This is a genomic window from Bacillus sp. ISL-34 (assembly GCF_018613325.1).
In the GTDB taxonomy this organism is placed as follows: domain Bacteria; phylum Bacillota; class Bacilli; order Bacillales; family DSM-1321; genus Peribacillus.
Map to the genome: position 1 here is coordinate 79,501 of NZ_JAGGQJ010000004.1, position 25,847 is coordinate 105,347.

At 41.2% G+C, this 25,847-nt stretch carries 29 protein-coding genes and 2 riboswitches; of the genes, 6 read left to right on the forward strand and 23 right to left on the reverse strand.

Features of this window, described 5'->3' with window-relative positions:
* Window positions 1-128: 128 nt before the first annotated feature.
* The 3 genes from gcvPB to gcvT are packed head-to-tail and all read right to left on the reverse strand — an operon-like array spanning window position 129 to window position 4,049.
* Entirely contained in the window at window positions 129-1,586 is a 1,458-nt protein-coding gene (gcvPB, locus tag J7E52_RS04115; protein WP_214743825.1) for an aminomethyl-transferring glycine dehydrogenase subunit GcvPB, read from the reverse strand.
* A complete protein-coding gene (gene gcvPA / locus J7E52_RS04120) occupies window positions 1,579-2,925 on the reverse strand; it encodes an aminomethyl-transferring glycine dehydrogenase subunit GcvPA (protein WP_214743826.1) in 1,347 nt (448 codons plus the stop codon). The genes gcvPB and gcvPA overlap by 8 nt, the downstream gene beginning before the upstream one ends.
* Before the next feature lie 17 nt (window positions 2,926-2,942).
* Window positions 2,943-4,049 carry a glycine cleavage system aminomethyltransferase GcvT gene (gene gcvT, locus J7E52_RS04125; RefSeq protein ID WP_214743827.1) on the reverse strand — a complete coding sequence of 369 codons (1,107 nt, stop codon included), beginning with the start codon at window positions 4,047-4,049 and terminating at the stop codon, window positions 2,943-2,945.
* A 138-nt stretch (window positions 4,050-4,187) separates the two neighbouring features.
* Window positions 4,188-4,271, reverse strand: a riboswitch (glycine riboswitch).
* A 3-nt stretch (window positions 4,272-4,274) separates the two neighbouring features.
* Window positions 4,275-4,362: riboswitch (glycine riboswitch) on the reverse strand.
* Between the two features lie 375 nt (window positions 4,363-4,737).
* Here gcvT and J7E52_RS04130 point away from each other — a divergent pair.
* Complete coding sequence (locus J7E52_RS04130) at window positions 4,738-6,426, forward strand: DEAD/DEAH box helicase (protein WP_214743828.1); 1,689 nt, start codon at window positions 4,738-4,740, stop codon at window positions 6,424-6,426.
* Window positions 6,404-7,201, forward strand: a complete 798-nt coding sequence (locus J7E52_RS04135) for a YqhG family protein (RefSeq protein ID WP_214743829.1) — start codon at window positions 6,404-6,406, stop codon at window positions 7,199-7,201. The genes J7E52_RS04130 and J7E52_RS04135 overlap by 23 nt, the downstream gene beginning before the upstream one ends.
* 46 nt (window positions 7,202-7,247) lie before the next feature.
* On the opposite strand, the gene J7E52_RS04140 is transcribed toward J7E52_RS04135, so the two are convergent.
* From J7E52_RS04140 to J7E52_RS04180, 9 genes are all read right to left on the reverse strand, one after another.
* Complete coding sequence (locus tag J7E52_RS04140; protein WP_214743830.1) at window positions 7,248-7,433, reverse strand: YqzE family protein; 186 nt, start codon at window positions 7,431-7,433, stop codon at window positions 7,248-7,250.
* Between the two features lie 117 nt (window positions 7,434-7,550).
* Window positions 7,551-7,937 carry a competence type IV pilus minor pilin ComGG gene (gene comGG / locus J7E52_RS04145; protein ID WP_214743831.1) on the reverse strand — a complete coding sequence of 129 codons (387 nt, stop codon included), beginning with the start codon at window positions 7,935-7,937 and terminating at the stop codon, window positions 7,551-7,553.
* The gene (gene comGF / locus J7E52_RS04150) at window positions 7,930-8,412 is read right to left on the reverse strand and encodes a competence type IV pilus minor pilin ComGF (RefSeq protein WP_214744111.1); all 483 of its coding nucleotides are present in this window, start codon (window positions 8,410-8,412) and stop codon (window positions 7,930-7,932) included. Before comGF ends, comGG begins: the two co-directional genes overlap by 8 nt.
* Window positions 8,360-8,698, reverse strand: a complete 339-nt coding sequence (locus J7E52_RS04155; RefSeq protein ID WP_214743832.1) for a hypothetical protein — start codon at window positions 8,696-8,698, stop codon at window positions 8,360-8,362. The genes comGF and J7E52_RS04155 overlap by 53 nt, the downstream gene beginning before the upstream one ends.
* Window positions 8,685-9,128: a competence type IV pilus minor pilin ComGD gene (gene comGD, locus J7E52_RS04160; RefSeq protein ID WP_214743833.1), complete on the reverse strand. Its 444-nt coding sequence runs from the start codon at window positions 9,126-9,128 to the stop codon at window positions 8,685-8,687. Before comGD ends, J7E52_RS04155 begins: the two co-directional genes overlap by 14 nt.
* Before the next feature lie 7 nt (window positions 9,129-9,135).
* Window positions 9,136-9,447, reverse strand: coding sequence for a competence type IV pilus major pilin ComGC (gene comGC / locus J7E52_RS04165; protein WP_284702791.1), 312 nt, complete (start codon window positions 9,445-9,447; stop codon window positions 9,136-9,138).
* Between the two features lie 76 nt (window positions 9,448-9,523).
* Window positions 9,524-10,558 carry a competence type IV pilus assembly protein ComGB gene (gene comGB / locus J7E52_RS04170; RefSeq protein WP_214743834.1) on the reverse strand — a complete coding sequence of 345 codons (1,035 nt, stop codon included), beginning with the start codon at window positions 10,556-10,558 and terminating at the stop codon, window positions 9,524-9,526.
* The gene (gene comGA, locus J7E52_RS04175; protein ID WP_396020239.1) at window positions 10,542-11,627 is read right to left on the reverse strand and encodes a competence type IV pilus ATPase ComGA; all 1,086 of its coding nucleotides are present in this window, start codon (window positions 11,625-11,627) and stop codon (window positions 10,542-10,544) included. The genes comGB and comGA overlap by 17 nt, the downstream gene beginning before the upstream one ends.
* Window positions 11,628-11,727: 100 nt before the next feature.
* Window positions 11,728-12,105 (reverse strand): Spx/MgsR family RNA polymerase-binding regulatory protein, encoded by a 378-nt coding sequence (locus J7E52_RS04180; RefSeq protein WP_214743835.1) that lies wholly within the window; start codon window positions 12,103-12,105, stop codon window positions 11,728-11,730.
* Window positions 12,106-12,318: 213 nt separating this feature from the next.
* Here J7E52_RS04180 and J7E52_RS04185 point away from each other — a divergent pair, with 213 nt between their 5' ends.
* Complete coding sequence (locus tag J7E52_RS04185; RefSeq protein ID WP_214743836.1) at window positions 12,319-13,020, forward strand: helix-turn-helix transcriptional regulator; 702 nt, start codon at window positions 12,319-12,321, stop codon at window positions 13,018-13,020.
* 85 nt (window positions 13,021-13,105) lie between these two features.
* Window positions 13,106-13,348 (forward strand): DUF2626 domain-containing protein, encoded by a 243-nt coding sequence (locus J7E52_RS04190; RefSeq protein ID WP_076365317.1) that lies wholly within the window; start codon window positions 13,106-13,108, stop codon window positions 13,346-13,348.
* Window positions 13,349-13,400: 52 nt separating this feature from the next.
* Here J7E52_RS04190 and J7E52_RS04195 read toward each other — a convergent pair whose 3' ends face one another.
* Together J7E52_RS04195 and J7E52_RS04200 are read right to left on the reverse strand one after the other, a co-directional pair.
* Window positions 13,401-14,501, reverse strand: coding sequence for a class I SAM-dependent methyltransferase (locus J7E52_RS04195; protein WP_214743837.1), 1,101 nt, complete (start codon window positions 14,499-14,501; stop codon window positions 13,401-13,403).
* A gap of 337 nt (window positions 14,502-14,838) precedes the next feature.
* Entirely contained in the window at window positions 14,839-15,465 is a 627-nt protein-coding gene (locus J7E52_RS04200) for an MBL fold metallo-hydrolase (RefSeq protein ID WP_214743838.1), read from the reverse strand.
* 233 nt (window positions 15,466-15,698) lie between these two features.
* Between J7E52_RS04200 and J7E52_RS04205 the strand changes: the two genes are divergently transcribed.
* Window positions 15,699-15,872, forward strand: a complete 174-nt coding sequence (locus tag J7E52_RS04205; protein WP_101222560.1) for a DUF2759 domain-containing protein — start codon at window positions 15,699-15,701, stop codon at window positions 15,870-15,872.
* 41 nt (window positions 15,873-15,913) lie between these two features.
* Here J7E52_RS04205 and J7E52_RS04210 read toward each other — a convergent pair whose 3' ends face one another.
* The 5 genes from J7E52_RS04210 to J7E52_RS04230 form a co-directional block, all read right to left on the reverse strand.
* On the reverse strand, window positions 15,914-17,086 hold the full coding sequence (locus J7E52_RS04210) for a YqgU-like beta propeller domain-containing protein (RefSeq protein WP_214743839.1): 1,173 nt from the start codon (window positions 17,084-17,086) through the stop codon (window positions 15,914-15,916).
* A gap of 173 nt (window positions 17,087-17,259) precedes the next feature.
* On the reverse strand, window positions 17,260-18,426 hold the full coding sequence (locus J7E52_RS04215) for a M14 family metallopeptidase (protein ID WP_214743840.1): 1,167 nt from the start codon (window positions 18,424-18,426) through the stop codon (window positions 17,260-17,262).
* 144 nt (window positions 18,427-18,570) lie between these two features.
* Window positions 18,571-20,424: an LTA synthase family protein gene (locus tag J7E52_RS04220; RefSeq protein ID WP_214743841.1), complete on the reverse strand. Its 1,854-nt coding sequence runs from the start codon at window positions 20,422-20,424 to the stop codon at window positions 18,571-18,573.
* Window positions 20,425-20,609: 185 nt separating this feature from the next.
* Window positions 20,610-21,581 carry an ROK family glucokinase gene (locus J7E52_RS04225; protein ID WP_214743842.1) on the reverse strand — a complete coding sequence of 324 codons (972 nt, stop codon included), beginning with the start codon at window positions 21,579-21,581 and terminating at the stop codon, window positions 20,610-20,612.
* Window positions 21,493-21,804: a YqgQ family protein gene (locus tag J7E52_RS04230; protein WP_214743843.1), complete on the reverse strand. Its 312-nt coding sequence runs from the start codon at window positions 21,802-21,804 to the stop codon at window positions 21,493-21,495. The genes J7E52_RS04225 and J7E52_RS04230 overlap by 89 nt, the downstream gene beginning before the upstream one ends.
* A gap of 214 nt (window positions 21,805-22,018) precedes the next feature.
* Here J7E52_RS04230 and J7E52_RS04235 point away from each other — a divergent pair, with 214 nt between their 5' ends.
* The gene (locus J7E52_RS04235) at window positions 22,019-22,876 is read left to right on the forward strand and encodes a hypothetical protein (RefSeq protein WP_214743844.1); all 858 of its coding nucleotides are present in this window, start codon (window positions 22,019-22,021) and stop codon (window positions 22,874-22,876) included.
* On the opposite strand, the gene J7E52_RS04240 is transcribed toward J7E52_RS04235, so the two are convergent.
* The 4 genes from J7E52_RS04240 to rpmG form a co-directional block, all read right to left on the reverse strand.
* Window positions 22,871-24,409 carry a rhomboid family intramembrane serine protease gene (locus tag J7E52_RS04240; protein WP_214743845.1) on the reverse strand — a complete coding sequence of 513 codons (1,539 nt, stop codon included), beginning with the start codon at window positions 24,407-24,409 and terminating at the stop codon, window positions 22,871-22,873. The two genes, J7E52_RS04235 and J7E52_RS04240, sit on opposite strands and share 6 nt — an antisense overlap.
* A 168-nt stretch (window positions 24,410-24,577) precedes the next feature.
* On the reverse strand, window positions 24,578-24,766 hold the full coding sequence (locus tag J7E52_RS04245) for a hypothetical protein (protein WP_101222568.1): 189 nt from the start codon (window positions 24,764-24,766) through the stop codon (window positions 24,578-24,580).
* Between the two features lie 76 nt (window positions 24,767-24,842).
* Window positions 24,843-25,415: a 5-formyltetrahydrofolate cyclo-ligase gene (locus J7E52_RS04250; RefSeq protein ID WP_214743846.1), complete on the reverse strand. Its 573-nt coding sequence runs from the start codon at window positions 25,413-25,415 to the stop codon at window positions 24,843-24,845.
* A gap of 178 nt (window positions 25,416-25,593) precedes the next feature.
* The gene (rpmG, locus tag J7E52_RS04255) at window positions 25,594-25,743 is read right to left on the reverse strand and encodes a 50S ribosomal protein L33 (RefSeq protein WP_028391797.1); all 150 of its coding nucleotides are present in this window, start codon (window positions 25,741-25,743) and stop codon (window positions 25,594-25,596) included.
* Window positions 25,744-25,847 lie beyond the last annotated feature (104 nt).

Here is a 25,847-nt window from a genome sequence, read left to right on the forward strand (position 1 = left end):
CCGCATGGGCTCTTTTAATTTCAATAGCTCAAGGAAAAGAAAGTTAACTGTTGGACTTTAATGAATCCTTACATAAACATGGAAAATCCCCGCCGGCAGGCGAGGATTTTTTCGTGTAAGCTATCAGTCTATGCTTGATAACGCAGAACAGGTTTTCTTGCAGCAAGAGTCTCATCAAGCCGCTTTATAACGGTTGTATGCGGAGCTTCCTGGACGATTTCAGGGGTTTCTTCCGCTTCCTTGGCAATCTGGATCATCGCATCGATGAACGCATCCAGCGTTTCTTTTGATTCGGTTTCAGTCGGTTCTATCATCATTCCTTCTTCCACGTTCAACGGGAAGTAAATGGTTGGTGGATGATACCCGAAATCCAGCAATCTTTTGGCTATATCGAGAGTCCTTACCCCCAATTTCTTTTGCCGACGTCCGCTTAATACGAATTCGTGCTTACAATGACGATTATATGGCAGGTCAAAAAATGGTTCCAACCTACGCATCATATAATTGGCATTGATGACCGCATTCTCGGTGACGGCTTTAAGGCCATCGGGACCCATTGAACGAATGTACGTATACGCCCTCACGTTTATCCCGAAATTACCATAATAAGGTTTTACCCTGCCAATCGATTGCGGACGATCATAATCAAGAACGAATTGCTCGCCTTGTTTGACCACAAGCGGTTTAGGCAAGTAAGGAATCAAGTCCGCCTTCACCCCTACAGGGCCAGAACCCGGACCGCCGCCGCCATGCGGGCCTGTGAATGTTTTATGGAGATTTAAGTGAACCACATCAAAGCCCATGTCACCCGGGCGTGCTTTTGATAGGACTGCATTCAGATTGGCTCCGTCATAATAAAGCTTCCCCCCTGCTTCATGGACAAGTTGTGCCATTTCCAAAATGTTTTCTTCAAACAATCCCAATGTATTCGGGTTCGTCAGCATCAAGGCCGCCGTATCCGGTCCGACAACACGCTTTAAATCTTCAAGGTCGACTAACCCATTTTCATCGGATTTCACTGTAATCGTTTCAAGTCCGGCAACAGTGGCAGAGGCAGGATTCGTACCATGTGCAGAATCAGGTACAATTACTTTCGTCCGCTCTGTATCGCCATTCGCTTCGTGAAAAGCGCGAATCATCATCAACCCTGTCCATTCACCGTGTGCACCTGCTGCAGGCTGTAATGTCACTTGGTCCATCCCGGTGATTTCCGTTAAGTGTTCCTGCAAATCAAATAATAGTCCCAATGCTCCCTGAACGGTAGCCGGATCTTGATATGGATGAATATGGGCAAAACCGTTGAAGCGTGCCACATTTTCATTTATTTTCGGATTATATTTCATCGTGCATGAACCTAGCGGATAAAAACCCGAATCCACCCCATGATTCCGTTTGGAAAGTGCTGTATAGTGACGCATGATATCCAGTTCTGACACCTCAGGAAGCTCTGCCTCTTCTTCACGGATGTAGTCGGCAGGAAGAATTTCTTCGAGCGGAATAGTTGCAACATCCATTTCTGGCAGACTGTACCCGATTCGACCGGAAGTACTGATTTCAAAAATGAGTGATTGATCTTGTTTATTCATGTTGATCCCCCAATTCCTGCGCAAGTGCATCAATTTCTTCTTTTGTTCTAAGTTCAGTTACCGCTACCAGCATATGGTCTTTCAGCTCAGGATAAACCGTCCCTAAATCGAAGCCGCCGATCATTCCTTTTTCAAAAAGGTTTTTATTGATTTCTGAAAACGAAGCAGGCAGTTTAATGACAAATTCATTGAACGAAGGACCGTCGAATATCACTTCCACCCCTTTTGCCATAATTGCTTTTTTCGCATAATGCGCTTTTTGAATATTTTGCACGGCCATTTCTTTAACACCCTTTTTCCCAAGCGCGGTCATTGCAACAGAAGCTGCCAAGGCATTCAAAGCTTGATTGGAACAAATGTTGGATGTGGCTTTGTCACGGCGAATGTGCTGTTCACGAGCTTGAAGCGTCAGTACAAATCCCCTTTTACCATTTTCATCCACTGTTTGACCGACGAGTCGGCCCGGAACTTTCCGAACAAGTTTATTAGTAACGGCAAAATATCCACAATGAGGTCCACCGAATGCCGCTGGAATGCCGAATGGCTGAGCATCTCCCGTTACGATATCTGCACCGAGTTCACCAGGGGATGTCAAGGCTCCTAATGCAAGCGGATTACTGGAAACGATAAACATGGACTTGATGCCATGAATGATTTCTTCCATTTCTTTCAATGGCTCGATGCGGCCAAAAAAGTTCGGATATTGCACGATCACGCCCGCAATGTCATCATTCGCCAGTTCCCTTAAAGCAGCTAAGTCCGTCACACCGTCTTTAAAAGGAATTTCGACCACTTCCACGCGTTGCCCTTTCGCATATGTCTTCACGACTTCTCTTGATTCAGGATGAACGGCTCCTGAAATGAGAATTTTCTTGCGTCGTGTCTGCCCTGAAGCAAGCATGGCTGCTTCAGCTAGCGCTGTCCCGCCGTCATACATGGAGGAGTTAGCCACATCCATTCCCGTCAATTCACATATCATCGTTTGATATTCAAAGATGGCCTGAAGCTCGCCCTGTGAAATTTCAGGCTGATAGGGTGTATAAGCCGTGTAAAATTCAGAACGGGATAGAACATGATCGACGATGACCGGTGCATAATGGTCATAAACACCCGCACCAAGGAAGGAAGCATAGTTTTTAAGGTCCGCATTCTTGGCAGCAAGCCTTGATAATTCTTTCATTAATGCAGGTTCCGATTTAGCAGGCTTGATATCGTATTCTCCTTGAAAACGAACGCTTTCAGGAATATCATTGAAAAGTTCTTCAGCAGTTGATACCCCTATCGCTTTCAGCATTTCCTGTTTATCTTGCTCTGTCATGGGTAAATAACGATGTTTCATCTAATGACCATTCCCCTCTATTTACGTGGTTTTTTATAAAAAGGTGTTTGTATTATAACGGCTTTCAAACGTTTGGAACGGATTTCCACTTCGACTTCCGCATCCAGCACCGAAAATTCCTTATCAATAAGTACCAATCCCACGTTTTTCTTCAATGTTGGTGATTGGGTACCGGTCGTGACCTCGCCAATGACTTTATCACCGCTGTAGACCTTATACCCATGACGCGGAATGCCACGGTCAATCATTTCAATTCCCACAAGCTTGCGGGGAGCTCCTTTCTCCTTTTGCTCAGCAAGAACGGCTTTCCCGAAAAAGTCAACTTCCTTATCCACTTTAACCGCAAAACCAATCCCGGCTTCTATCGGGGTGATGTCCGCTGAAAGCTCCTGCCCATAGAGCGGCAGTTTCGCTTCAAAACGCAGGGTATCACGAGCACCTAAACCAATCGGCTGAACCCCCTCTTCCTTTCCGGCATCCATAATCGCCTTCCAAAGGGCAGGACCATTTCCACTGTCGCTATATATCTCAAAACCATCTTCACCAGTGTATCCAGTGCGGGATACCATCGTGGTGATACCGTTAATCATCACATTTTCCTTGAACTTGAAAAATCCAATTTCACTTAAGGCAGTATTACCCGATAGTTTTTGTAAAATCTTTTCTGCAGATGGTCCTTGAAGTGCCAGCTGTGTATAGTCACCAGATACATTCGTAATTTGGACATCTTCCGGTAAATGGGCTTGCAGCCAATTGAAATCTTTTTCTGTATTTGCTGCATTGACCACGAGCAGATAGTCGTCCTCATCCCTTTTATACACGATGAGATCGTCAACCGTGCCTCCGTTTTCATAACACATTGCGGTATATTGGGCACCGCCCTGTTGCAGCTTTGAAATATCATTAGTCAGCATCTTCTGTAAAAAGGAAAGGCTCCCAGGACCCTTAACATCAACTTCCCCCATATGGGAAACATCGAATAACCCCGCTTTTGTACGTACTGCTTCATGTTCGTCCTTTATACCCGAAAATTGGACAGGAAGTTCCCAGCCGCCAAAATCAATCGTTTTACCTCCGTATTCACGATAAACCTCAAATAGTGGTGTTCTTTTTAAATTGGTCAAAAAATGACCCCCTTCAGACTTTTTTTAATTAATTGGCTTCATTATCAAAAGCTTCTTGTCATTACGCATCAGGTATATCCTGATTCATGATGTGAAAAAAGCACAAAAAAGGACAGAGAAAGCCCGTTTGAGCTTTTTCTCTGTCCTGAAACCTGAAAGTTTACCTATGTAATAGGTTTTCCCCTTTGGTGGCCGTCCCAAAACGGGCGGCGCTCTCCAGAGTTGCGTCCAATAAGAGTTCTTTTGCCTGAGAGATTCACTGCTAAGTTTGCTCCTTCGGCGCTACATCCGTAGTCTCTCCCCTTATCTTCACCCGCATATAAATGGTCTACCAATGAAAGTAAGCGAACAAGCCCCAAGCATCGGTAAAGCCTCTGAGCATCATGGAATGCATTCTCTGCCAATTCTCCTAAAACTTCAGAAACCGTTAGATTGGTCTCCTTCAGTAATCTTGGATAAATTGGGAACCTATAGCCCATACTAAGAAAACGCGAACTGAAAAAATCGATGTACAAAAATTCTTTGTAGCGTTTGGAAATTGGAATTTTCTAAATATACTTATATCCTACCCTAAGAAACTTATCTCTGCAATATCTTTTGAAGAGAAATATTTTTCTTACTTCACATATGAAATGTTCGGTTTTTGACCTTATATTAAGGAAATTATGATAAGAGGGAGTTTTTTTCTATGAAAATCAATATATCCTTCAATTCTGAATGGAATGACGAGTTTCTGCAAAAGATGGAAAATGACGGTCCATGGGGAAATTGGGAGCTTTATAAGCTAGCGGTTCAAATGGAGGAAAATCTTATCATCCCTGATTTTGAAGGTTTACAGGCGCCCAAGCACCTTCCGCAGTTAACCCCGCTTCCCCATCAATTGGAAGCAGCCAAGCAAGTTGTGGAAAAGATGAATGGGAAGGCCATTTTAGCTGATGAGGTAGGGCTCGGAAAAACAATTGAAGCAGGCTTGATCCTAAAAGAGTATATGATTAGGGGCCTTGTAAAAAAAGTATTGATCCTTGTTCCGGCTTCCCTTGTCACACAATGGGCTTTTGAATTGAATACCAAGTTTCATATTCCGGCAGTCGTTCAGAGAAAAAGCTATGTCTGGGACTCCTGTGATGTGGTCATTTCATCCATTGATACAGCGAAACGCGCTCCACATCGAGATATCATTTTCAATCAGGAATATGACTTCATCATCATTGATGAAGCTCATAAACTTAAAAATAATAAGACGAAGAACTATGAATTCGTCCAAAATCTGAAAAAGAAGTTTTGTTTACTCCTGACAGCCACTCCGATTCAAAATAAAGTCGAGGAAATCTTTCACCTCGTTTCGTTATTGAAACCGGGCCACTTGGGAAATGCCTCACTTTTTTCGGAAAAGTATAAAGGGAAAGGCCGAAACATAATTGAAGATGAACACCTAAAGGAACTTGTCAACACTGTCATGATTCGAAACCGACGGGCCGATACTGGTATTGAATGGACAAAACGGCATGTGGAGACCATCACCATTGAATTTTCTCCAACGGAACAAGCATTGTACGATGCTGTTTCCAAATTCAAACCTATTTCTGATGGATCAAAAGGAAGCGCCTTTTCGGCCCTCACTCTCCAAAGGGAAGCATGCAGCAGCAGAGAGGCGGTCTTTTATACATTAAAGAATATGAAAGAAAAATATGATCAGCCTTCCCCTGACTTTTTGGCGAAGCTCGATGATTTATTTTCTAAAGTGAATGAAACGGTTCAGAACTCCAAGGCTGAAAAAGCTTTGGAATTGATCAAGAAAATTGATGACAAAGTCATTATCTTTACCGAATACCGGGCGACCCAGCTATATCTACAATGGTACCTACAGCAGAATGGAATTTCTTCAGTTCCTTTCCGAGGCGGTTTTAAGCGCGGAAAGAAAGACTGGATGCGAGAATTATTCCAAAAAAATATACAGGTATTAATTGCAACAGAAGCTGGCGGGGAAGGGATAAACCTTCAGTTTTGCCATCATTTGATTAATTTTGACCTGCCATGGAACCCGATGAGGCTCGAACAGAGGATTGGACGGATTCACCGCCTTGGTCAGGAAGAAGATGTGATGATTTATAACTTTGCTACGAAAAATACAGTAGAAGAACATATTCTGAAGTTACTTTACGAAAAAATTAATTTATTTGAAAAAGTAATTGGTGAATTGGATGATATTCTATCCAAACTGGATATTAACAACATTGAAGAATATTTGATTGATGTGGTCGGCGAGTCCAAAACAGAGGGCGAAATGAAAATTAAGATGGATAATTTTTCATCGTTAATCCAATTCGCTCAATCAATGAAGGAAGGTGAGGTTCATGCAGCAACGGGAAATTCATGATTTTTTAATAACTTACTTTAAAGCAAACGATTGTGAAATACTGGATAATACACCAACCCACCTTACAGTCCAATTGACGATTGAAATGGATAAAGAATTAATGAACAGACCCTTTTATTGGCATTATCTAGAAAAAACAGGTGGCGTTCCAAACCCGGCACGGATGACTTTCATTACCGATCCAGAACAAGCTCCATCCGATTTAAAGGGAGAAATGATTCATTTTGGCTCCCCTCGCCTTCATCAGATTATTCAATCCACCAAAAAGCTGGCAGGGTATACTAGACTTTTTGAGGATACCCCTCCATCAAAAGGGGGAAATAACCCTTTGTATCCTTGGCTAACCCTGAATGTGAAAATATCCTATCAATGTGACCGTAAAAAGGATACCTTCATGTCGATCGGACTGAATTTAATCTCAGGTGAGATCATGGAAAGGTTTCACCATCGGGTTTTACCGATAAAGGTCACCCCAAAAATACCGGATTACTCCTTTACGCTTTCACCGCTCATCATGCCCAAGAGCGGATTGGCAAGACTGGATACATACATCAGAACCAGTTTCGAGGATGATGACCATTCCTGGGCGGAAGAAGCAATGCTTCGCTGGCAGAATGACTTGAATTTATTGGAGCATTTTTACAAGGATATGGAAGAAAAAAGTGAGAGCTATTTTACCGAAAAAGATGCCTTAAAAGCTCAATATGAACCCAACATCCGAATATCCATCATCAACGGAGGATTATTTTACCTTTCAGATAGGGCGTTGGGATAAGTAAATAACGATAAAAAACAGATGTCCTAAGTTCAGGACATCTGTTTTATTTTTTGATATTTTTCCTAACGAACATCGACAAAGCAAAAGGGACAATACCAAACCAAAGGGACATACCATGATTTTTATCCTCTTTTCTATGACGGCGCTTTTCTTTTCGTTCTTTTTTCGTCAGATTAAAATACTCGACAAGCTGCTGCGTCAGATATTTAATATAAGCGTTTGTAGACATATAAAATCATCACCCTATGCAAAGTATGCCCGGTTTACGCTGCTTTTATTCCTTCCCTTGTTCCCTGAACAGATGTACCTGTCGCTTTCCATTTTAAAAGGGTGTTGATTTTGCGCATTACACAGCATACTTTTCCAACCATTCTTTCACTTTTCCCGCTTCTTTATCGTATTGAATGATGACCCTTCCCTCGCGGTTATTTTTAGTCGTGGAAGAAAACTCGATATAGACATAAGGACCTTCTTCCTTCAATAAGGAATACCGCACCACACCATTGGGATATGAAATTTCCCCCTGGATGATTTTTGGGATCTCTTCGCCCCACTCTGCCGTTACATCCTTGATCGCTAGATGGACAAGATGGTCGGCCACAAGCGATTCTTCCACTTCCTTATAAAACTTTTTATCAATGATAAACTGATCGATCATTAGTATCGTGAACATGATGAAAACACTCGCTATAATCATGACCATCGGGAAAACGACTCCTTTTTGATTATTCATCGGCTTTCGTGACATTCCTAAAGAAAGGATGAAATCTTCGACTGAAAGTAGTCCCTGCTTTATCGGTTATATTTATAACAATGACACTGCCATCCTTCTCAACCCGGAATTCCGAAATGTTCTGCAAGATGACCTCGTGCCCCATACCATTCACTTGTCTTCGGACCTTATCTTCATATTGTTCAAACGATGATAGTTGTTCATCTGAAAGAAGCAAATATAATTTTTCCCCCTTTACCTCCTGAACTTTGGAACTCCGGACCTCCTGCTTCATTTGCATGGTAAAGACCTCCCACTCTTTAGGATGCAATTTATCAACGGACCCCATCTGGGTGTGAATGATTGAAAAAAGCTGTAGAACAAAAAGGGACGTCGTCATTAAAATCATTAAAGAAAAAAGCATTTCGATCATCGTAAAGCCATCATTTTTTCGCAGCATCACAAATGGATTCAAGATTACCCGATTCATCTTCATAACGTACACACCCTTCAATCATCCCCGGGAAATCCCCTTGGTCCTTCCAAACCAATTCATAGGATCTTTTTTTGTAAATGATTTCCTGACCAATTGCTTGTATCTCCCCATCCATGAACGCCGTCAATCTTTCATATAATAAATGGTGGGCTTCTGTCCTTACGGCAATATCTTTCCGATGCGTCATTAACTCTTCAAGAATCGGTAAAATGGCAAGGATCAGGAAAATACAAACGGAAAACGCGGCCATCAGCTCAAGGTAAACGTAACCTTTACAATTTCTCAATCCTGAACCTCCCTTTACCGATATTGAGGACCAATTTATACTTTCCTTTTGACGTGTCAATCATAATCGTTCCGGCTTTTGAAGCATTTCCATACTGATTAAAATGGAAGCTGAACCCCAAAGTGCCACTTAAAAACTGTATATCCTTTGGTATGCTTCTCTCTAGAACGATCCCCTCCTTATAAGACGAAACGGTATAAACCTTTTTGGCATTATCAATATGGAGGTAAATCAAGCTCTCATGACTGATGGCATACTGCTGTGCATAGAAGAGATCTTCATGGAATTGAGAAAGAAATAGCCTATTTTCCATGCCTTTAGTGAAGCTAGGATAAAGATTTGGACCGATGGAAATCAGGAGTACAAAAATAACGAGGACAATAAGGGTTTCAGATAGTGTATAGCCCCCATTGGAATGCCGTATATTCACTTCTCTCCTACTCAACGACCGTTATCTTTCCTTTACTATCCAAACTAATATCATCCCCATTAGGACAGGATGTCTGTTTGAGATAGCCTTGACTTTCCAATTCACCGATACTTCCGGGCAGTTTACCATTGTCGATCTCATATGCCTGTACCTGTGCTTGGGCCATCTTCACGAAAGCTTCACATCCTTTAGACTGGATCGTGGATTGGTTCTTCGTAATATTGGGGATTGTGATGATCAAAAGGATGGATATTACCAGTAAGACGATAAGCATTTCAATTAGTGTAAAACCACGTTCATTCATCACTTTCTTCAACATATCATCATGCTCCTGAAACCATCTGAATACTAGATGACCTTCGAGCACTTTCACCTCCGGAATACAAAATAAAATCCTAAATACCTTCGAGCAGTGAGAACATCGGCAGCAAAACCGCCAAATAAATGGACACGATCAAAAGACCTATAATTGAAAACAGGAGAGGCTGAATGATTTTCAAGATTGCATTCATTCTCTCTTCAATTTTCTCCAGTATAAAACGACTGTAATGAAGCAGCTCCGCATCAAGTCTTCCGTATTTTTGACCATTTGCAGCGACCACCGGCAAATTCCCATCAAAATATGGGAGCTCCCGAAAAATCATTTCAAGTGATCTTCCCTCGATTAGATCATCCTTAATGATATTGCATAGTTTTTGGTAAAACGGCTGCTGTTGATTTATCGAGAATAATTTGATGCTATCGTTAATCGATAGCCCTCCGGAGAGTAAGCCACTTAATTGGCTTGCAAAAAAATAAGTTTCGTATAATTTGATGAAGGTCCCGAATATCGGAATACCCATCAAAATCCGCCGCTGCCTTAATGGGCACAATCCGTTAAACCAAAATCGTTTGAGCATATACAAGAATAGGAGCAATCCGAGTAAAAAGAAGGGGAGTGCTGGAAGAATGAATGTGGAAGCTGACATTAATCTCAAGAGGGTATGCTGATCGACATCCATCGTGAAATAGATTGTCTGGAATTTAGGAAGGAGAACACTCTGAAGAATATAAAAAACGATGCCTACAAAAAAGACTAAGAATACGGGATACACCATTAACTTTTTTACTTTATCCATATCCTCGGTTCTTTTCTTCCAATATCGCCCTCCTTCTTTCAGCGCCCGTTCCAGGTCGCCGTATTGTTCTCCATAAAATATATAACTTACAAGCTGCGGATGAAAATTAAGATGGGTCAGCACCATGTGCAGCGGGTAACCGTTCCTTAAATCGGCTTTAGCCTGAGTGAAGTCTTCCGCTTTCTTCTTTGATTCCTGAAACTCAAGAAAATGTAAAGCGTCCGCCAAGGGATAACCATGATTCAATAATTCACCTAGCTTCGAAATAAAGACCGCCTGCTCTTTTACCCTCCATTTACTTTTTGGTTTCATGGTATACCAGCCGTTCATATTCCCCTGAATCCACATAGCCCATCGCAACCGCTTTTCCGATTTCATCCTTCAATTGGCGGTAGCTGACCGTTGCCGTTCCTTCTTCATCTCCCATTATCCGGAGAACCTCAGCCAGGCTTTTTCCATAGAGCAATTCATAAACACTCGCCCTTTTATTCCTGGCAGTCATTTTGCAAGCAAAAGCACAGTCCCCTTTACATGTAAGACATCGCAATTCAACCAGCCGCTGTGCTGTCACGCCAATCAAACTCTGTTCAACCTCAAGCAAGCTGACACCAAATTCCAGTAACCTGGAGATGGCGCCCTTGGCATCCCGTGTATGCATGGTTGTAAGTATCAAATGACCGGTTAATGCGGCACGCACTGCGATTTTGGCAGTTTCTGCATCCCTGACTTCCCCAACCATGATCACGTCAGGGTCATGCCTCAGGACAGCTTTTAAACCGACAGAATACGTAATGCCCGCCTTTTCATTGATTTGGACTTGAAGTACCTTTTCGGATACATTTTCAATGGGATCTTCAAGTGTAATGATATTTCGATTGATCATCTCGTGGGCATGGTGAAGCAGGGAATATAATGTCGTGGTTTTTCCACTGCCGGTCGGACCGGTAAAAATGAGCATGCCATGGGAATGCTTCAGGAGTGCAATCAATTTTTGGACGGTGTTTGGAAATAAGGATAACTGTTCCAGAGGAAGGATATTCTGTTGGGGTATTAAGCGGATGACCAAACTTTCGAGATGGGCAGTGGGTAAAGTGGAAAGGCGGAGTCCGACAACCTGGTTTGCCAAATTAATGGTGAGGGCACCACTCTGGGGCCTCCTTTTCTCCCCTATATCCATCGAGGCAAGGAACTTCAAATGAGCGATCAGCCTTTCAGCTTCAAAGAATGATAATGTTTCCTGGGGTACAAGCCTATTGTCTATCCTGAATTGGATGAGAGGTCCCTCCCTCCGAAAAAAAATGTGGATATCCGATGCAGATTCCTGTATGGCACGGGTTAATATTTTTTCTGCGGTCTTTTCAATCGAAATCAATTCATTCATCACCTCCTATATTTCTTGTTGTAAGGATTCGACAACCTACGACAAATTCCTCCTTCAGAATAAAAAAATTTCCCGAAAAAAAATTTCGAGAATCATCATCTTACACGCTCATTTTCAAATCAAGCCTTTGGGAAACCAAATTTCTTAATGCGTCTACATTATGGCCTATCACCAGTTTTTCCCCGTCTATGAGGATGGGCCTTCTTAATAACTTCGGTTCTTTTGTTAATAATTGGATGACATTAGAAAGCATCATTTCGTCAATATTAACTTGTAAGTCTTTGTAAGCTTCACTTCTTGTTGCTAAGACTTCATCATGTCCTTCTGTTGTCAATTCAAGAATACTTTTTAACTCTGCAGTTGGAGTTTCTCTGAATAAATGTCGTTCATCGAAGGAAACATGATTGGCCCTTAACCATTTTTTTGTTTTTCGGCAAGATGTACAACTTGGGTACGAAAAGAAAGTTAACTGTGCCATACTAATCACTCCCCGTTCACAATTTGTATACATTTATAATCTATATAATCATTGTGTAATATTTGTACAATTAATGTATACTTTTTGCTTTATAAAACGGTTTAAATTGTGAATTTTTTTTAAACTAAAGCGAGTTAGCACTTTCTATTATTCCATTTTTTTCTGCCTGCATTATAATGAACGTAGGTAAACTATGGAATACAGGAGGGTGTAATGGAACAAACGTTAAAAATAACAAACGTGTTAGCAGATCCCACCAGATATTATATATATCAGCATATCGTGAACAACCATGGCGATGTATCGGTACAGCAAATCGCCGATTCTTTTAACATCCATCCAAATGTTGCCCGTCTACATTTGTCAAAACTTGAAGATATCGATATGTTGACCTCGGATGCCCGAAAGACCGGGAAAGGCGGTCGCCCGAGCCGGCTTTATCGATTATCTGATAAAGTCATTCAGCTTAACTTTCCATATAGGAACTATCAGCTGCTTTCAAGGATTGCAATCCAGTCGTTGATGACATTAGGGGAACAAGGAAAACAGGCTCTTTATGAAACGGGAAAAGTTTTCGGGGAGGAACTAATCAATCACCAACTGGCCCTGAACTCGAAGTCGATCGATCGAATAGCTTTTGCGGAAAAAGTCAACATGCTTAAAAATGCGGCTATGATCGCAGGGTTATCTCCTGAAATACAAGCAAGCGAAGAAGAAAAGAAAATATACTTCCGTATCTTCAATTGCCCGTTTAAGGAAGTTACTGAAGTGGAGCCAAGGACAATCTGCTCCATGCACAATTCATTTTTAGAAGGTATGTTCGAAGCCTTGTTTGACAATGTCAATATTGTGGAATTAGAAAGTATGATATCTAATTGTGCAACATGCTCATACCAGGCTTCGGTTCTCATATAGAAACAAAAGGCATCCTTTACATTACCTTACAATTTCATTTATAATTATTTAGAATGTACACGACTAGACACAAGGAGGGATTCGGGTGGAACGCATGTTCAGAGTATGTGGATTTTGGACAGGAATTATGGCAATTTTCTTTTATCTTGGCCATATGCATCAAACGTCTTTGCTTTTCTTTGCACAAACGATCTTTTTTGTACTTTTAAGTTATTTGAAATTATCTGAGCGCATGTATATTTATGTTTTCGGCGCCTATCTTACCGTTTTCTTTGCAGGATTTTCCTACTGGAGCGTATTTATGATGACTCCGGGTACTGCGCATTAAGGACAAGCAATATTACATAACCCATGAATGTTGATTCATGGGTTTTTACTTGTCACCATTCAGGAAAGATCCTTACACATTCAGCTATATTCTTCGATTGAAACAACACTTTGAAATGTTCACTAAATCCCCCTGGAACGATTAAACCCCGAATTGCCCGATTACGCTTTGCCGTTATGGAGAATGGATCAGTACCCTTATGGTCTTTCAATTCCTCAAGTATCCCTGTTTTTAGCAAGAATTCATTTTGAAGAAAAAGCCCCTGATTGGTAAGATCCTTTCTTTTTCCAATTTCGATTAATGTGTCAAAATGGATATGTGTCGTCAAGTCCATATCACCAGGATACATGAGTGGATCTTTAATCATTTGATGCTGATAATAGCCCCTCAAGCTCCCTTGAAGATGAGCTGGCTCCTTCCATTCCCTTTCGGTATAGCCATAATCAATTGTAAGGAGAATGCCGGATTCGATACAGGAAACGATCTTCTCATATTCACGGACCATTTTTAGCGGAACTTCGTATCGTTGTTTTTCATTTAAGGTGATAGTTCGTACTGTAAGGTAAGATAGAATGTCAGGGTTGTCCAAAGGTTCCCTCACTTCTACCAAATCGCCTTCCTTTTCAGTGACGAATACCTCTACCAGGGCTCCCTTATACTTTTCAATCACATGTACAGGCAACGCGTCGAAAAGTTCATTTGAAAAGACGATTCCATTTACATTCGTCCGTTTTTCTAAACTGGCAGCAGAAACTGCCTGTTTGAACATCCCTATACGTTCTTGCTGAAGCCTTCTATGAAATGGACTGCCATCCACAAGGATATAAGTCAGAGAGTCCCATATCTGCGGTTCCATTTCCTTTATGAAAACGAGGATATCATAAGCGAGCTTACCGTCACCTGCGCCGACCTCGATGATTCTTGGTGAAACTCCGCACCTTTTTATTAAATAAACGAACCATCTGGCCAGTGATCTCCCAAAAGCATCCCCAACATTGCCAGACGTATAAAAATCCCCTCTTGAGCCAATCTTCTTTTTTGCGCGTACATAGTAGCCTATATTTGGCGCATATAACACAGCTTCCATATAGTCATGATAGGAAATTCTTTTTTGGGGGCTTCCTGCAATCAATTCCATTACGTGATTTTTCAACACAATGCCTCCGTCTCCATGATCTTCCATCATATGATTAAGCGTTCCTTTTCTTTATAAAACACATAAATAAGTTTTTTTATCGACAATCATACTCAAAACTAAATTTTAAAGTTCACAAAATGTTCAATTTTTTCATCTCGCAGTCAAAAGCGTGCCATCATTACAAATGAAAGTTTCCAGCAACACTTAATTCAGAGCAGAATCAAAGTCATGCACACTAGGTAAGACCCCGGTTTTTATATTCAGTATAGTTCCGGAAATGACCCATTTCAATATTTTTACATAATTTAGCACTTAAAATAAAACAGGTGCCATATGGCACCTGCAAAAGTCATTATCTCAAAAAGGGATTAGTATTCTTTTCATCCAGAATGGTCGTGACAGGCCCATGACCAGGAAAAACGATCGTATCATCAGAAAGTGTCAGCAGCTTCGTTTCAATGCTATTTAACAGCACTGCCTCGCTTCCGCCTATTAAATCGGTTCTGCCTACGCTTCCTTGGAACAAGACGTCCCCTGAAAAGAGGAGACGTTGCTCCTTCGCATAATACGAAACGCTCCCTGGTGAGTGTCCGGGGGTTTCGAATACTTCGAAAGTGAATCCCCCAATAGTAAGTTCTTGCTCATTTGCCAGGAAGTGATCGGCAGGCTTCATGCGCATTGGATTTTCCGGGAACCAATTTTGGGAACCATTCAATGCGGGATCAAGTAGCCACTTGGCCTCTTTTTCATGAATATATGCAGGTATCCCATAATGATCCCGAATAGCATCAAGAGCACCGATATGGTCAAAATGGGCATGTGTCAATAAGATCGCCAAAGGCTTTAAATTTTTTGTTTGTATGTACTGAATGATTTTCTGTGGCTCTTCACCCGGATCAAAAATGATGCAATCCTGCCCATCGGAAACTACATAACAATTCGTTTGCAGCGGGCCTAGAGGAATTTGTGTCCATTTCATTTCCATCAACTCCAATATGATTTTCTATCTTCATCTTACACTAATTAAGCTGCTAATGTTAATCCAGTTTACTCAAGTCATAGAAGTGTCACCTATTAAACCTCGACAAATAATTGAAAAAATATTAAGATATTAACAAATGCAATCTTTTCTACATATTTTTGGTAGTTGCTTTATTCTCTGGGTATATTATTAGGGATTAGGTATTCATTACGAAAAAAGGGGGTTTTGACATGATATTAATGGTAGTTTTCGGACTTGTGGCTATTTTAGGAGTAGTAGCTGTGTTTACCTCATTAAAAAAGAGAAACTTCTTAGGATTCATTTTTGCTGCCGGCAGTGCAGTCGTGTTTGGCTGGTTCACTGTCATGACTGTCATCAACAGCGGTTTTCCAGTTGCCCATTGAAGAAAAAAGCTCGCCATCCGGCGAGCTTTTGTTATAGGTCATCATGTTTGTTTGAACAATCTTTGTATTTGATGGGTTTTCATATCAATGATTTTCTCAAATTGATATCCATATAAGCAGAAGTTGCCATCAAGCGAACAGCTTAATGGTTCATTTTCCATGTCCTTCATCAATTCTTCTTGTGTGCCTTTTTCCCAATTTAATTTAGTTAAGGTAAACCTTCCCTCATATTGGTCCGCATCTTTTGATTCATTAGGAATAAACGTTATCAATTCCTTGTTTTTTTCAATGAAATCATAGGATGGAATCACCCAATCTGAAAAGCTTTTCAATAGTGGCACGGAAAAAGAGTGGATCGGCTTGTTTGTTGGATCATAAAATGCATATGTACCCCGATCTTGTTTTTCTGTCTCCACTTGAATCGTCATCAGCGCTTGTTTCATTTTTTTAAAGTGAATGACATCGAGCATAAGGCTGTCCGTTCCATCCCCATTAAGCGCTTTTCTTTCTAGGGGTGCCGTCAAAGCAGGTTCTTCCCTGTCCCAATCGAGAAACATCAAATCTTTTTCACTTGCCCATTGAGCAAAGGGCTGTGGAAAGTCCAGAGTTTCCATTGTTTGTTCATCTGGATTCAACACATAACTGTTGTAGGTCCAATCTTCATAAAAACTCGATAAAAACAACCGGCCATCTTTAAATGAATTCCACTCATAAGCTAATTCATAGGCTGGGATCGCCACGGAATAGAGTGGATTTCCCGTTTTATCGAGAATTGTGATTGATGCTTTACCTGAAGAGGTGAAGGACGATAACAAAATATGCGTACCAGACGGACTGATCGATACTTCAGAAAACGCTAAAGCCGGCTGATAGAAAACGGAAGTATCATTCGTTTCCAAATTCCATGACATCAACTGGGATAATTCATTACCATCCCGCTTCACAGAATATAAAATGGTTTTAGAATCCAGCCATCCAAAAATGGCTTCGATTTTTTCCGTTTCTGCAGTCGGGACCTTTAAATTGCTTACTGAAGTTTCCAGGTTTGATTGGGAGTGTTCTTTTTCCGTATCATTTACGGGTTTACTAAGGTCCTTGGAAGGCTCACAAGCCGAGATAAGAAGGATAGTGGAGATAAATAATGGGATGAAACACAACATCCTACAAATGGAAAGCCGCCTACAAAGTGCTGCTTTGGATACTTTAATCTCCACACACCTCCCACTTCAAAACTAAAAACGCCTGGCATATGTGAGCGAGACATTAGAAAGAGAGTAAGGATTAACCAATCGAATCCTTACGACTTTCATTATAAAGTAAAAAAGAGAAAATGTGGCGAATAATGATCTTATATTTTTTTGGCAGTATATCCCTTAGCGGAAATGTATCACATATAAAGGCCTGCCATCAAAATCTTGACGGTATCTTCATATATCCCAGGCAAATGGGATAGCGGAAGCGGATTGATGCCCTTTCCCAATTCGATTGTGAATCCGCCGCGTTTGAATTCCTGAATGAACCAATCTTTATATCCGGCATGGCTGTCAACGTATTGTACGGCCCGATATCCGCTGCGTTCCTCAAACTCCCTTGCAACATTCGCTGCCTCTTCAGGTTCATGTCCCTCATATCCCCAATAGAATTCTTTTCCTTGGGTGTGAAGTGCAAGCACTCTTTCAAAATTCCGTCTTATGGCCAGCTCCTTCATGGCCAATGCTTCTGGTTCTGATAACGCGGTCTCTCCTGGAAAATCTCTTGGGGCAGGGGCTTTTGGAATCTTTCTACGCTTTTCAATCTCCCAATTGGCAGGATATTGATTATTCAGGTCTACACCGCGAATATTGGCTTTCCAAGCATAGAAGGCATGATTGCCATTATTTATTTTTAAAACATCGATTTTCCCCTCTGCCGCCTCCTCCCCCTTTAGAACAAGCTCGACTCCATCCGGATTCACCATTGCAACCATCGAAATGGTCATATCCCGATAGAAGGGCATACAATCCATTCCGCAAAGTGTACGATCATTCGTTACTGCCAGCAGAAAATCATTCAGCCATTTCATCAAGACCGCCGAAGTGATCCATTCATTAGCATGGAATGAACCGTTATAATGTATGATCTTATCACCTTGACCGATTCTTACCTCAAGGAGTTCTTTGCCCAACACACTCCTCCCGATCGATTCAACCTTAATAAAGGGGTAATGAAAAGATAGAATATCAAGATCGTCAAGAAGTGATTGATAATCATAGGGCTTGTCGGTGACAATCACGGGATTCATGACCCGGACGGGTACGGAAAAAGGTTTTTGTCCACTTTGATTCAACAATGATACCCCATCGATGGGCAGCTGATATTGTAAAGCGATTTCGGCAAAATCGATATCTGACCGGGACTCTTCCTGAACAATGTATCCAGGTATCTGTACTTCCATGCCATTTGGCAAAACCCCGCCTGTAATGGCGGGATTGGCATCCTCTATCAAAACCCGAGGAATTTGGAACAATTGACTGTAATATGCCAAATCATCCCCGCTTCTGCTCACGACTTTCATTCAGCCTCCGCCCCCTTCATAGTTTTATCTTTATGAAGCAAAAGACAGAAAGATGTTCAGGAAGTCTCACGTGTTTCATAATTGTAATGGGTACTGATTCTCCTGAAAAAACAAAAAAACCTGGATTGCGCCAGGTTTCATTTTTCAACGTTGCTCATAAAATCGGAGCAAATCCCCGTAAATGATTTTGTCGGAGTAATCAAGCTCCTGCTTCGCTTTTTCCAAATACTTCTCACATGAATCCTTTTCAGTCGCAACTCCGGTCTTTTTATCATAGCAGGTATCCATCGTATAGAGATAATCCTTCGTGATGAAACTGCTATCGCGAAGAACGGTGAATTGTAAATTCTCTTCAGAAAATAGATCTTTGCCGAATTCGATATAATCATCATTTTCAATCCCCAATAAATGAAGGAGAGTCGGCCTTACATCAATTTGGCCGGAAACGGTGGAAATCGTTTTTCCCTTCTGCCCGGGGACATGAATGATGAGCGGGACACGCTGAAGTTGTATGGATTCGAAAGGCGTGATTTCCTTCCCAAGGAACTGGCCCATGGCAGAGTTGTGATTTTCCGAAATTCCATAATGGTCCCCATATAGTACAATAATGGAATCTTCATATAATCCATCACGTTTCAAATCACCGATAAATCGTTCCAAGGCTTCGTCCGTATAACGTACGGTCGGAAAATATTGATTCAATGTTTTGGAATTTGAGTCGTATGGCTCCAATGTCCGGTCTTCTTCATTCAAAGTGAATGGAAAATGATTGGTTAACGTTATGAACTTGGCATAAAAAGGCTCAGGCATCCTCTTCAAGTGAGAAATTGATTGCTTGAAGAACGATTTATCATTCAACCCCCAATTGATTGAATTCCCTTCAGAGACTTTGTATTCATCACTATCATAAAACCGTTGATACCCAAGAGATTCGTACATTATGTCACGATTCCAAAAGCTTTTATTATTGGCATGCAAGGAAGCCGTATAGTAACCTTTTTCCGATAAGATTTCGGGGGTGGCTTTGTATTCATTTTGGGCATGAGTGAAAAATACCGCACCTCTACCTAAAGGATAGAGGGAATTCTCAATAATGAATTCTGAATCGGATGTTTTCCCCTGGCCAGTTTGGTGATAAAAGTTATTGAAATAATAGCTCTCTTTGATGAATTCGTTCAGAAAAGGAGTGATTTCTTCACCGTTGACAGTTCTATTGATGACAAAGCTTTGAGTGGATTCCAATGATACAAGTATCACATTTTTGCCTTTTGCCAGACCATACAGATCATCATTAACCTCTTTTTGATTGGCACGGACATAATTTTCAATTTCCGACAATTCACTGCCATCCGCAAGGGCACGCTGAGCTGATGATTTCGTCTGTAATATGGCATCATAGAGGTGATAATGGTACGTACCGATATTCTTGACGAGGATTTCGCGGTCAAACGTTCTTGTCAGTAATTCAGGACGCGCCACTTCCGCTAAAGCCAAGTTAAAAAATGTCGCTCCCAAAGCCATTAACATAAAGAATTTACGATCCTTTGGATTGTATCGGCATTCATGGAATGTTTTTGGTTTGTATTTCAGCAGCATCATCAAGATAAGAATATCGGCAAAATACAATAGGTCACTCGGATTGATCAATTCATGTACACTGCTTCCAAGGTCGTTCATATTGCTCGTTTGAAAAAGAACGGGAATGGTTAAAAAGTCATTGAAAAAGCGAAAAAAAACAAGGTTGGCAAAGAGGACGAAGGTGATGGAAAAACTCATGATCAATAAGTATGCTGGCCTTCTATTTTCTTTTAAAAATATATTCACGCCAAGAGTAAGTAAAAGGAAACTGACAGGATTGATGAATAGTATGAACTCCTGGAGCCAATTATCAATATCTATCTCAAAACTTGTTTTATAAGCAATATATGTTTTAAGCCAAAGTGAAATTAATACGACCCAAAACAATGAATATCCCTGTTTTTTGAAGACCCTTTTCAATCCTGGTCCCTCCTCATCGAAGAAGCGCTGGAGCCATGGTCCAGAGCGCCTCAATCATGGGTCATGGTTCTCCCCCTCTATGCAAAAGCAGGAACGATTGCCCCCCATCCCTCAAAACGAGGGAACTTTTTTGAAGATTCCATCTTTATTTCTTATAAGCCTGTTTGCCACAGGGCAGCAAGGAATCACGTATTCAGTTGGCTTTTAATGAGCCAGGCTGCACCTATTACCCCTGCATCATTGCCTAGTGTGGCCAGGCTTATTTTCGTTGATTTACTAACCCGTTTGAATGCATACTTTCCGAAGGCAGTACGGACAGGATCAAGCAAAATGTCACCCGCTTGTGAAACGCCCCCACCAATGACGATTTTATCTGGATTCATGACATTCCCAACATGTGATAGTGCCAGCCCCAAGTAATTGCCTACCTTATCCACCACAGCTTTGGACAAAGAATCACCTGCTGCAGCGCATTGGAATAACAGTTTGGAAGTAACCGCATTTCCCTCGTCGACTTTCTGCTGAAGCAATGACTTTTCATCGGCGGTATTCAAGGCTTCTAAAGCCATACGGACGATTCCCGTTGCCGAAGCAACCGTTTCCAAACAACCAGTCTTGCCGCAATTGCATGGTGCCCCTCCGTCCGTTACGACCGTTATATGCCCTATTTCTCCAGCAGCCCCACTGGTACCATGGACGATTTGCCCATTATGGATGATCCCGCCGCCTACACCCGTTCCTAGAGTGACACAAACGAGGTCTTTGGCACCATTACCGGCACCTTTCCACATTTCTCCCAAAGCTGCCATATTGGCATCATTATCGATCACAGCTGGCAGAGAGGTCTCCACCTCCAATAAATCTTTTAAAGGATAGTCCTTCCAGCCTAGATTGACGGCTTCATATATGGAACCGTTAACAAATTTCACAGGGCCGGGAGCACCCATCCCTATCCCTACGATCTTACTCTTCGGTTCATTAAGTTCCAGGAGCTTCGCATCAATTGCTTTGGCTATGTTAATCGTAATGAATTTTCCCTTTTCGGAGATGTCCGTGCTGATTTCCCATTTATGAATAATCTCTCCGTATAAATTGATCAGAGCCAGTTTGGTAGTTGTACCGCCTAAATCCACACCCATCAGCCACTTTTCCATCATTCTCACCTTTTTTATCAATTTTTTTCTGTTTTTCCCTTTCATGAGACAATTGCTGCCTAATTAAAAGGATCGCCATTTGATAATCTTTCGTATCCATCATCTGCATACGGTGGATTTCCCTTATTTCGGCTTCCATCAGTTCAAGCTCGGCTAAGCGATCACCAATATAGATAAATGTACCGAATCTTTTCAAGTATTGTTGAAGTTCATAATATGTTTTCATCGTAAACCTCTTTACTCTTTTCTTTAGGAAAGTATATCGAATCAGCCTCTTTGTAACAAGCACCAATTTCCCCTTTTGATAATTTCCCCCATCCCCCTCATACATGTCCAACTGTATTCATATGATGAAATATCAAGAATGTGGACTCTTTCGATTTGATTTAACGGCTTATTGTTTTTAAACCATTCATCACGCGTGAAAACGGAGGGGAAAAATGAAAGTACAATTGAAGTATACCGTCTTTTTGGTCTTGACCACCATTTTTGTCATCCTTTATTTATCAAATCATAAAAGGACAGAGGAAACCATCATTTTTTTTCCCATCGATTCCTCGCTCCATTTTGAACATGCCTCCACCCATCTGACACCGAAGGGTACCGGGGATTCCACCTATACCATCACTTGGAGGGTGGATTCTTCGTTGGACCAGCCTGCTTACTTACGTCAGGACGTATCGCTTTTATACAAAAATGGAGAATTGGCAGGAGCTTTAAAAAATTGGCGCCAAAATAAACAAGACCTCTCTCAAAAAGCGAAATCTAAAGAAACCGAGAGTGGGCGTTATGAAGCGGTTACGTTTCATTATGCAGAGGTTCATCCGAGTGACACAATTTTCACCAGTGCCCAGCAGCTCAGTAAAGATAAACTCTATGCAGTAACGACACCGGCTTTTCAATATTTTCACCGTCCCCTTTCAGAAGAACAGATTCAGTGGAAAAAAACGCTGGACGGCTTGACAGATCAAACGGTCCGAAATGGTTTGGAGAAAGCCGGTCAAGCATTTCAGGTTAATCTGGATCAGTACAAAATCATCTCTTTAACAGATCTGCCCTCAAAGAAAAATCAATGGCTTGCTGCCTTCCCCCAATTCAAACGGGAGGAAATTGTGGGGAAACTGTGGGAAGGACTTTACAAAAATTATGTGTTGGGAATAAAAAAGGAGGATGGATCCACTGTGAGTCCACAAGGCAGCACCATCCCCCTATTGCTTATGGCAAAGAATCAAAGTGAAATACTTGTTTTGTTTACCCTGAAAGACGGTACCCCAATCATGCTGCGACAAAAGTTATAGTCGCTTTTCAATTTCTGCTAGCAGTTTAGTGTAAGACTTATTATCCGGGGCAAGCTCAATAGCCTGATCAGCTTGCTCCTTAGCTTGATCGAATGATTCGAGATTCATGTAGACTAAGGCTAGATTGTAATGGGCTTCATGCAAATCCGGATTACTTTCAATCGCCTTTTCATAATAATCCCTAGCTTTGTATATGTCCTTTTTATCAAAAGATAAATTTCCAAGCATAAAAAGCGATAGCGGTGCATCAGGATTTGCATCAACATAATTGATTAACATCTCTTCCGCTTTACCCTCTTCATCATCATCAATATACTTTTGGGCGAGCATGGCCATGGCATTATCATCTATAGCTGCGCTTTCCTGATGATTGAAACCAAACTGAAGCAGGCCATAGGTCAGTATCGCCGTCCCTATCAGAAAAGCCAGCTGCCGAAAGAAATTCTTGGATTTTGGCAGATGGACCACGCCTGCAGCAAAGAACCCTCCAATCAAACCTCCGATATGCCCTGCATTATCAATTCCCGAAACGGTGAAACCGTATATTAAGTTAATGATGATCAACACGATCACCGATGAGCCCATCGAGCGCATGAATAATTTCGGATAGACGATGCCAAAGTACAGAAGTGCCCCAAAACAGCCAAAAATGGCTCCGCTCGCCCCTGCGGAAAGATTCGGGGTCATGATGAAGCTGCCTAGAGTTCCAGCGAAACCAGCGAATATATAGATGAAAAGGAACCTGGCATTACCGTAAATCCTTTCAACTTCAGCACCGATCAAATACAATGAAAATGTATTCATCAATAAATGAATGAACCCAATATGGACGATCATCGGTGTAAAGAACCGCCACCATTCCCCTTGTATGATATAAGGGGAAAATTTAGCGCCAAACTCAATCAAGGTTTTGGAATTGGTGCTGCCCCCATTAAACTCCATCAAGATGAACACAGCTATTTGTAACGCCATGAATATATATGTAAAGAATGGCTTATTGGCATTTTGAAATACCTTCTGCTCAGCCTTAGCCTTTTTGACTGACTCCGAGATGGCGTCTTTCTTTACTGCAAGAATCTTTTCCTCATCTATTTCATTTTCTTCAAGAACTTGAATTGAAAGTGGTTTTTTCAAAACATGTTCAAGGTTTTGCAACGAATCTTGAAAGTTTTCACAAGTTAGAAGAAACGTGTTAACATTCGTTTTTTTAAAGGAAGCCACGCGTGAACTAAAGTCATGATCATCCACCGGGGCGAATTTACTAACATAGATGCTTAATATGTTAATGGGCTTTTTGTATAATTTCCTTCTGATACTTTCCCCATTCTGCAAAGTTCGGTCGATATCGCGTTTCAGCCAATTAGCCCAATCCAAATCATGTCGAATGAGTCTTATGACTGGAAATTCTTTATCCTTATCGCTCTCAAGCCAAATCTCCTGATGGTTTTCCGTGACAGTGATCATTCGATAATCATAATGGGCAGACAACTCCCTTATGGTTTCCCAAAACAAATAATCCTCTTTAAATCCCAATGCCTTCCCCACTTTCCAATGAAACTTAAGCTTCTAAAAATTTCTGTTTCTTTAATTAAAACTATAGACGAAATCAAGTAAAAAGTAAAAAAGGAGACTGCTTTCCCGCTCCTTATAAATAAAAAAAGGAACCCCCTTATCAGGTTCCTTTTTAAAATGCCTGCATTCTCATTTGGTCTGACTGAACATGCTTTGCATCATTTTATCCCTGAACATTGGCATATCCAAGGATTTAGTCACTAGAAATCTTCTCAATATGCCGTTGGACAGCGCAACATTAATCAGGCGGTACCGGTTTTTATACCCTGCATAAACAGCTAAACCAACCAAGAAGATTTGAATAATTAATCGAAGCATAACAATCCCTCCTATCAATAGTGTGATACAGGACAGGATTTTTATGAGCTAAAAGTGATAATTAATAAACTTCTTCTTAATGGGCGTACGTGCGTATAACCCTGGATGGGGTAATGAGTTTGCTGACCGCTATATCATGAACCTCTATCGGGAGTTCATCCATTAATTGAAGCTCGTATGTAAGGGCCAATGTATCTCCTCGGTAATAAGATAGGAAACGGTCATAATAGCCCCCTCCAAAGCCTAGGCGATACCCTTCTTTAGTAAAAGCAAGACCAGGTACGATCAATGCATCCAATTCCTCTTTGCGAGCCTTGGCTGTTTCAGCCACTGGTTCAAGCAATCCATAATATACAGACTCCAGCTGATTGAAGGACGATATTTTCTTGAATTCCATTGTCTTTTTTTCAGGATCACATTTTGGTACTGCCACTTCTTTTCCTTCGCTCCATGCTTGTTCGATGATCCGTACCGTTGGAACTTCAGGCGGAATGGAGATGGTAATGCCAATGGTTTTAGCTTTTTTCCATTCCTCCAGTGAAAATAAGTTTTCAGCGATTCTGTTCGATAGTTCTTCATGTTCCTTTTTAGTCAGCTCCATTAAACGGGACCTAACTTCTTGGCGGAGCTTATTCTTGTTTTCTCTCATCTCTTCCGACTCCTTTAGTCTACTTCTATCATTATCTCATAATATTTGTTCATTTACGAAAATACGGTGTCGGAAATCGCCGAATCATTAGTGCATTCTGAAAATATTAACTAAAGGAAAGAGAGGTACAAGGGATTAAAAAAATGCATAAAAAAAACAACAGGAAAAATCCTGTTGCTTACTTTGTTTCACGGTGAGTCGTGCTGCGTTTTTCTCTTGAGCAGTATTTTTTAAGCTCAAGACGGTCTGGATTGTTACGTTTATTTTTTTTAGAAATATAGTTACGGTCTCCACATTCAGTGCAAGCTAATGTAATATTTACGCGCATTGTGTATTTCCCTCCAAACATATTGACTTTTTCACATAGGACTTTTCTATAATAGCATTATTCAATGCGAATTGCTAGTATGTTTTTTGGGAAATCCGACATTA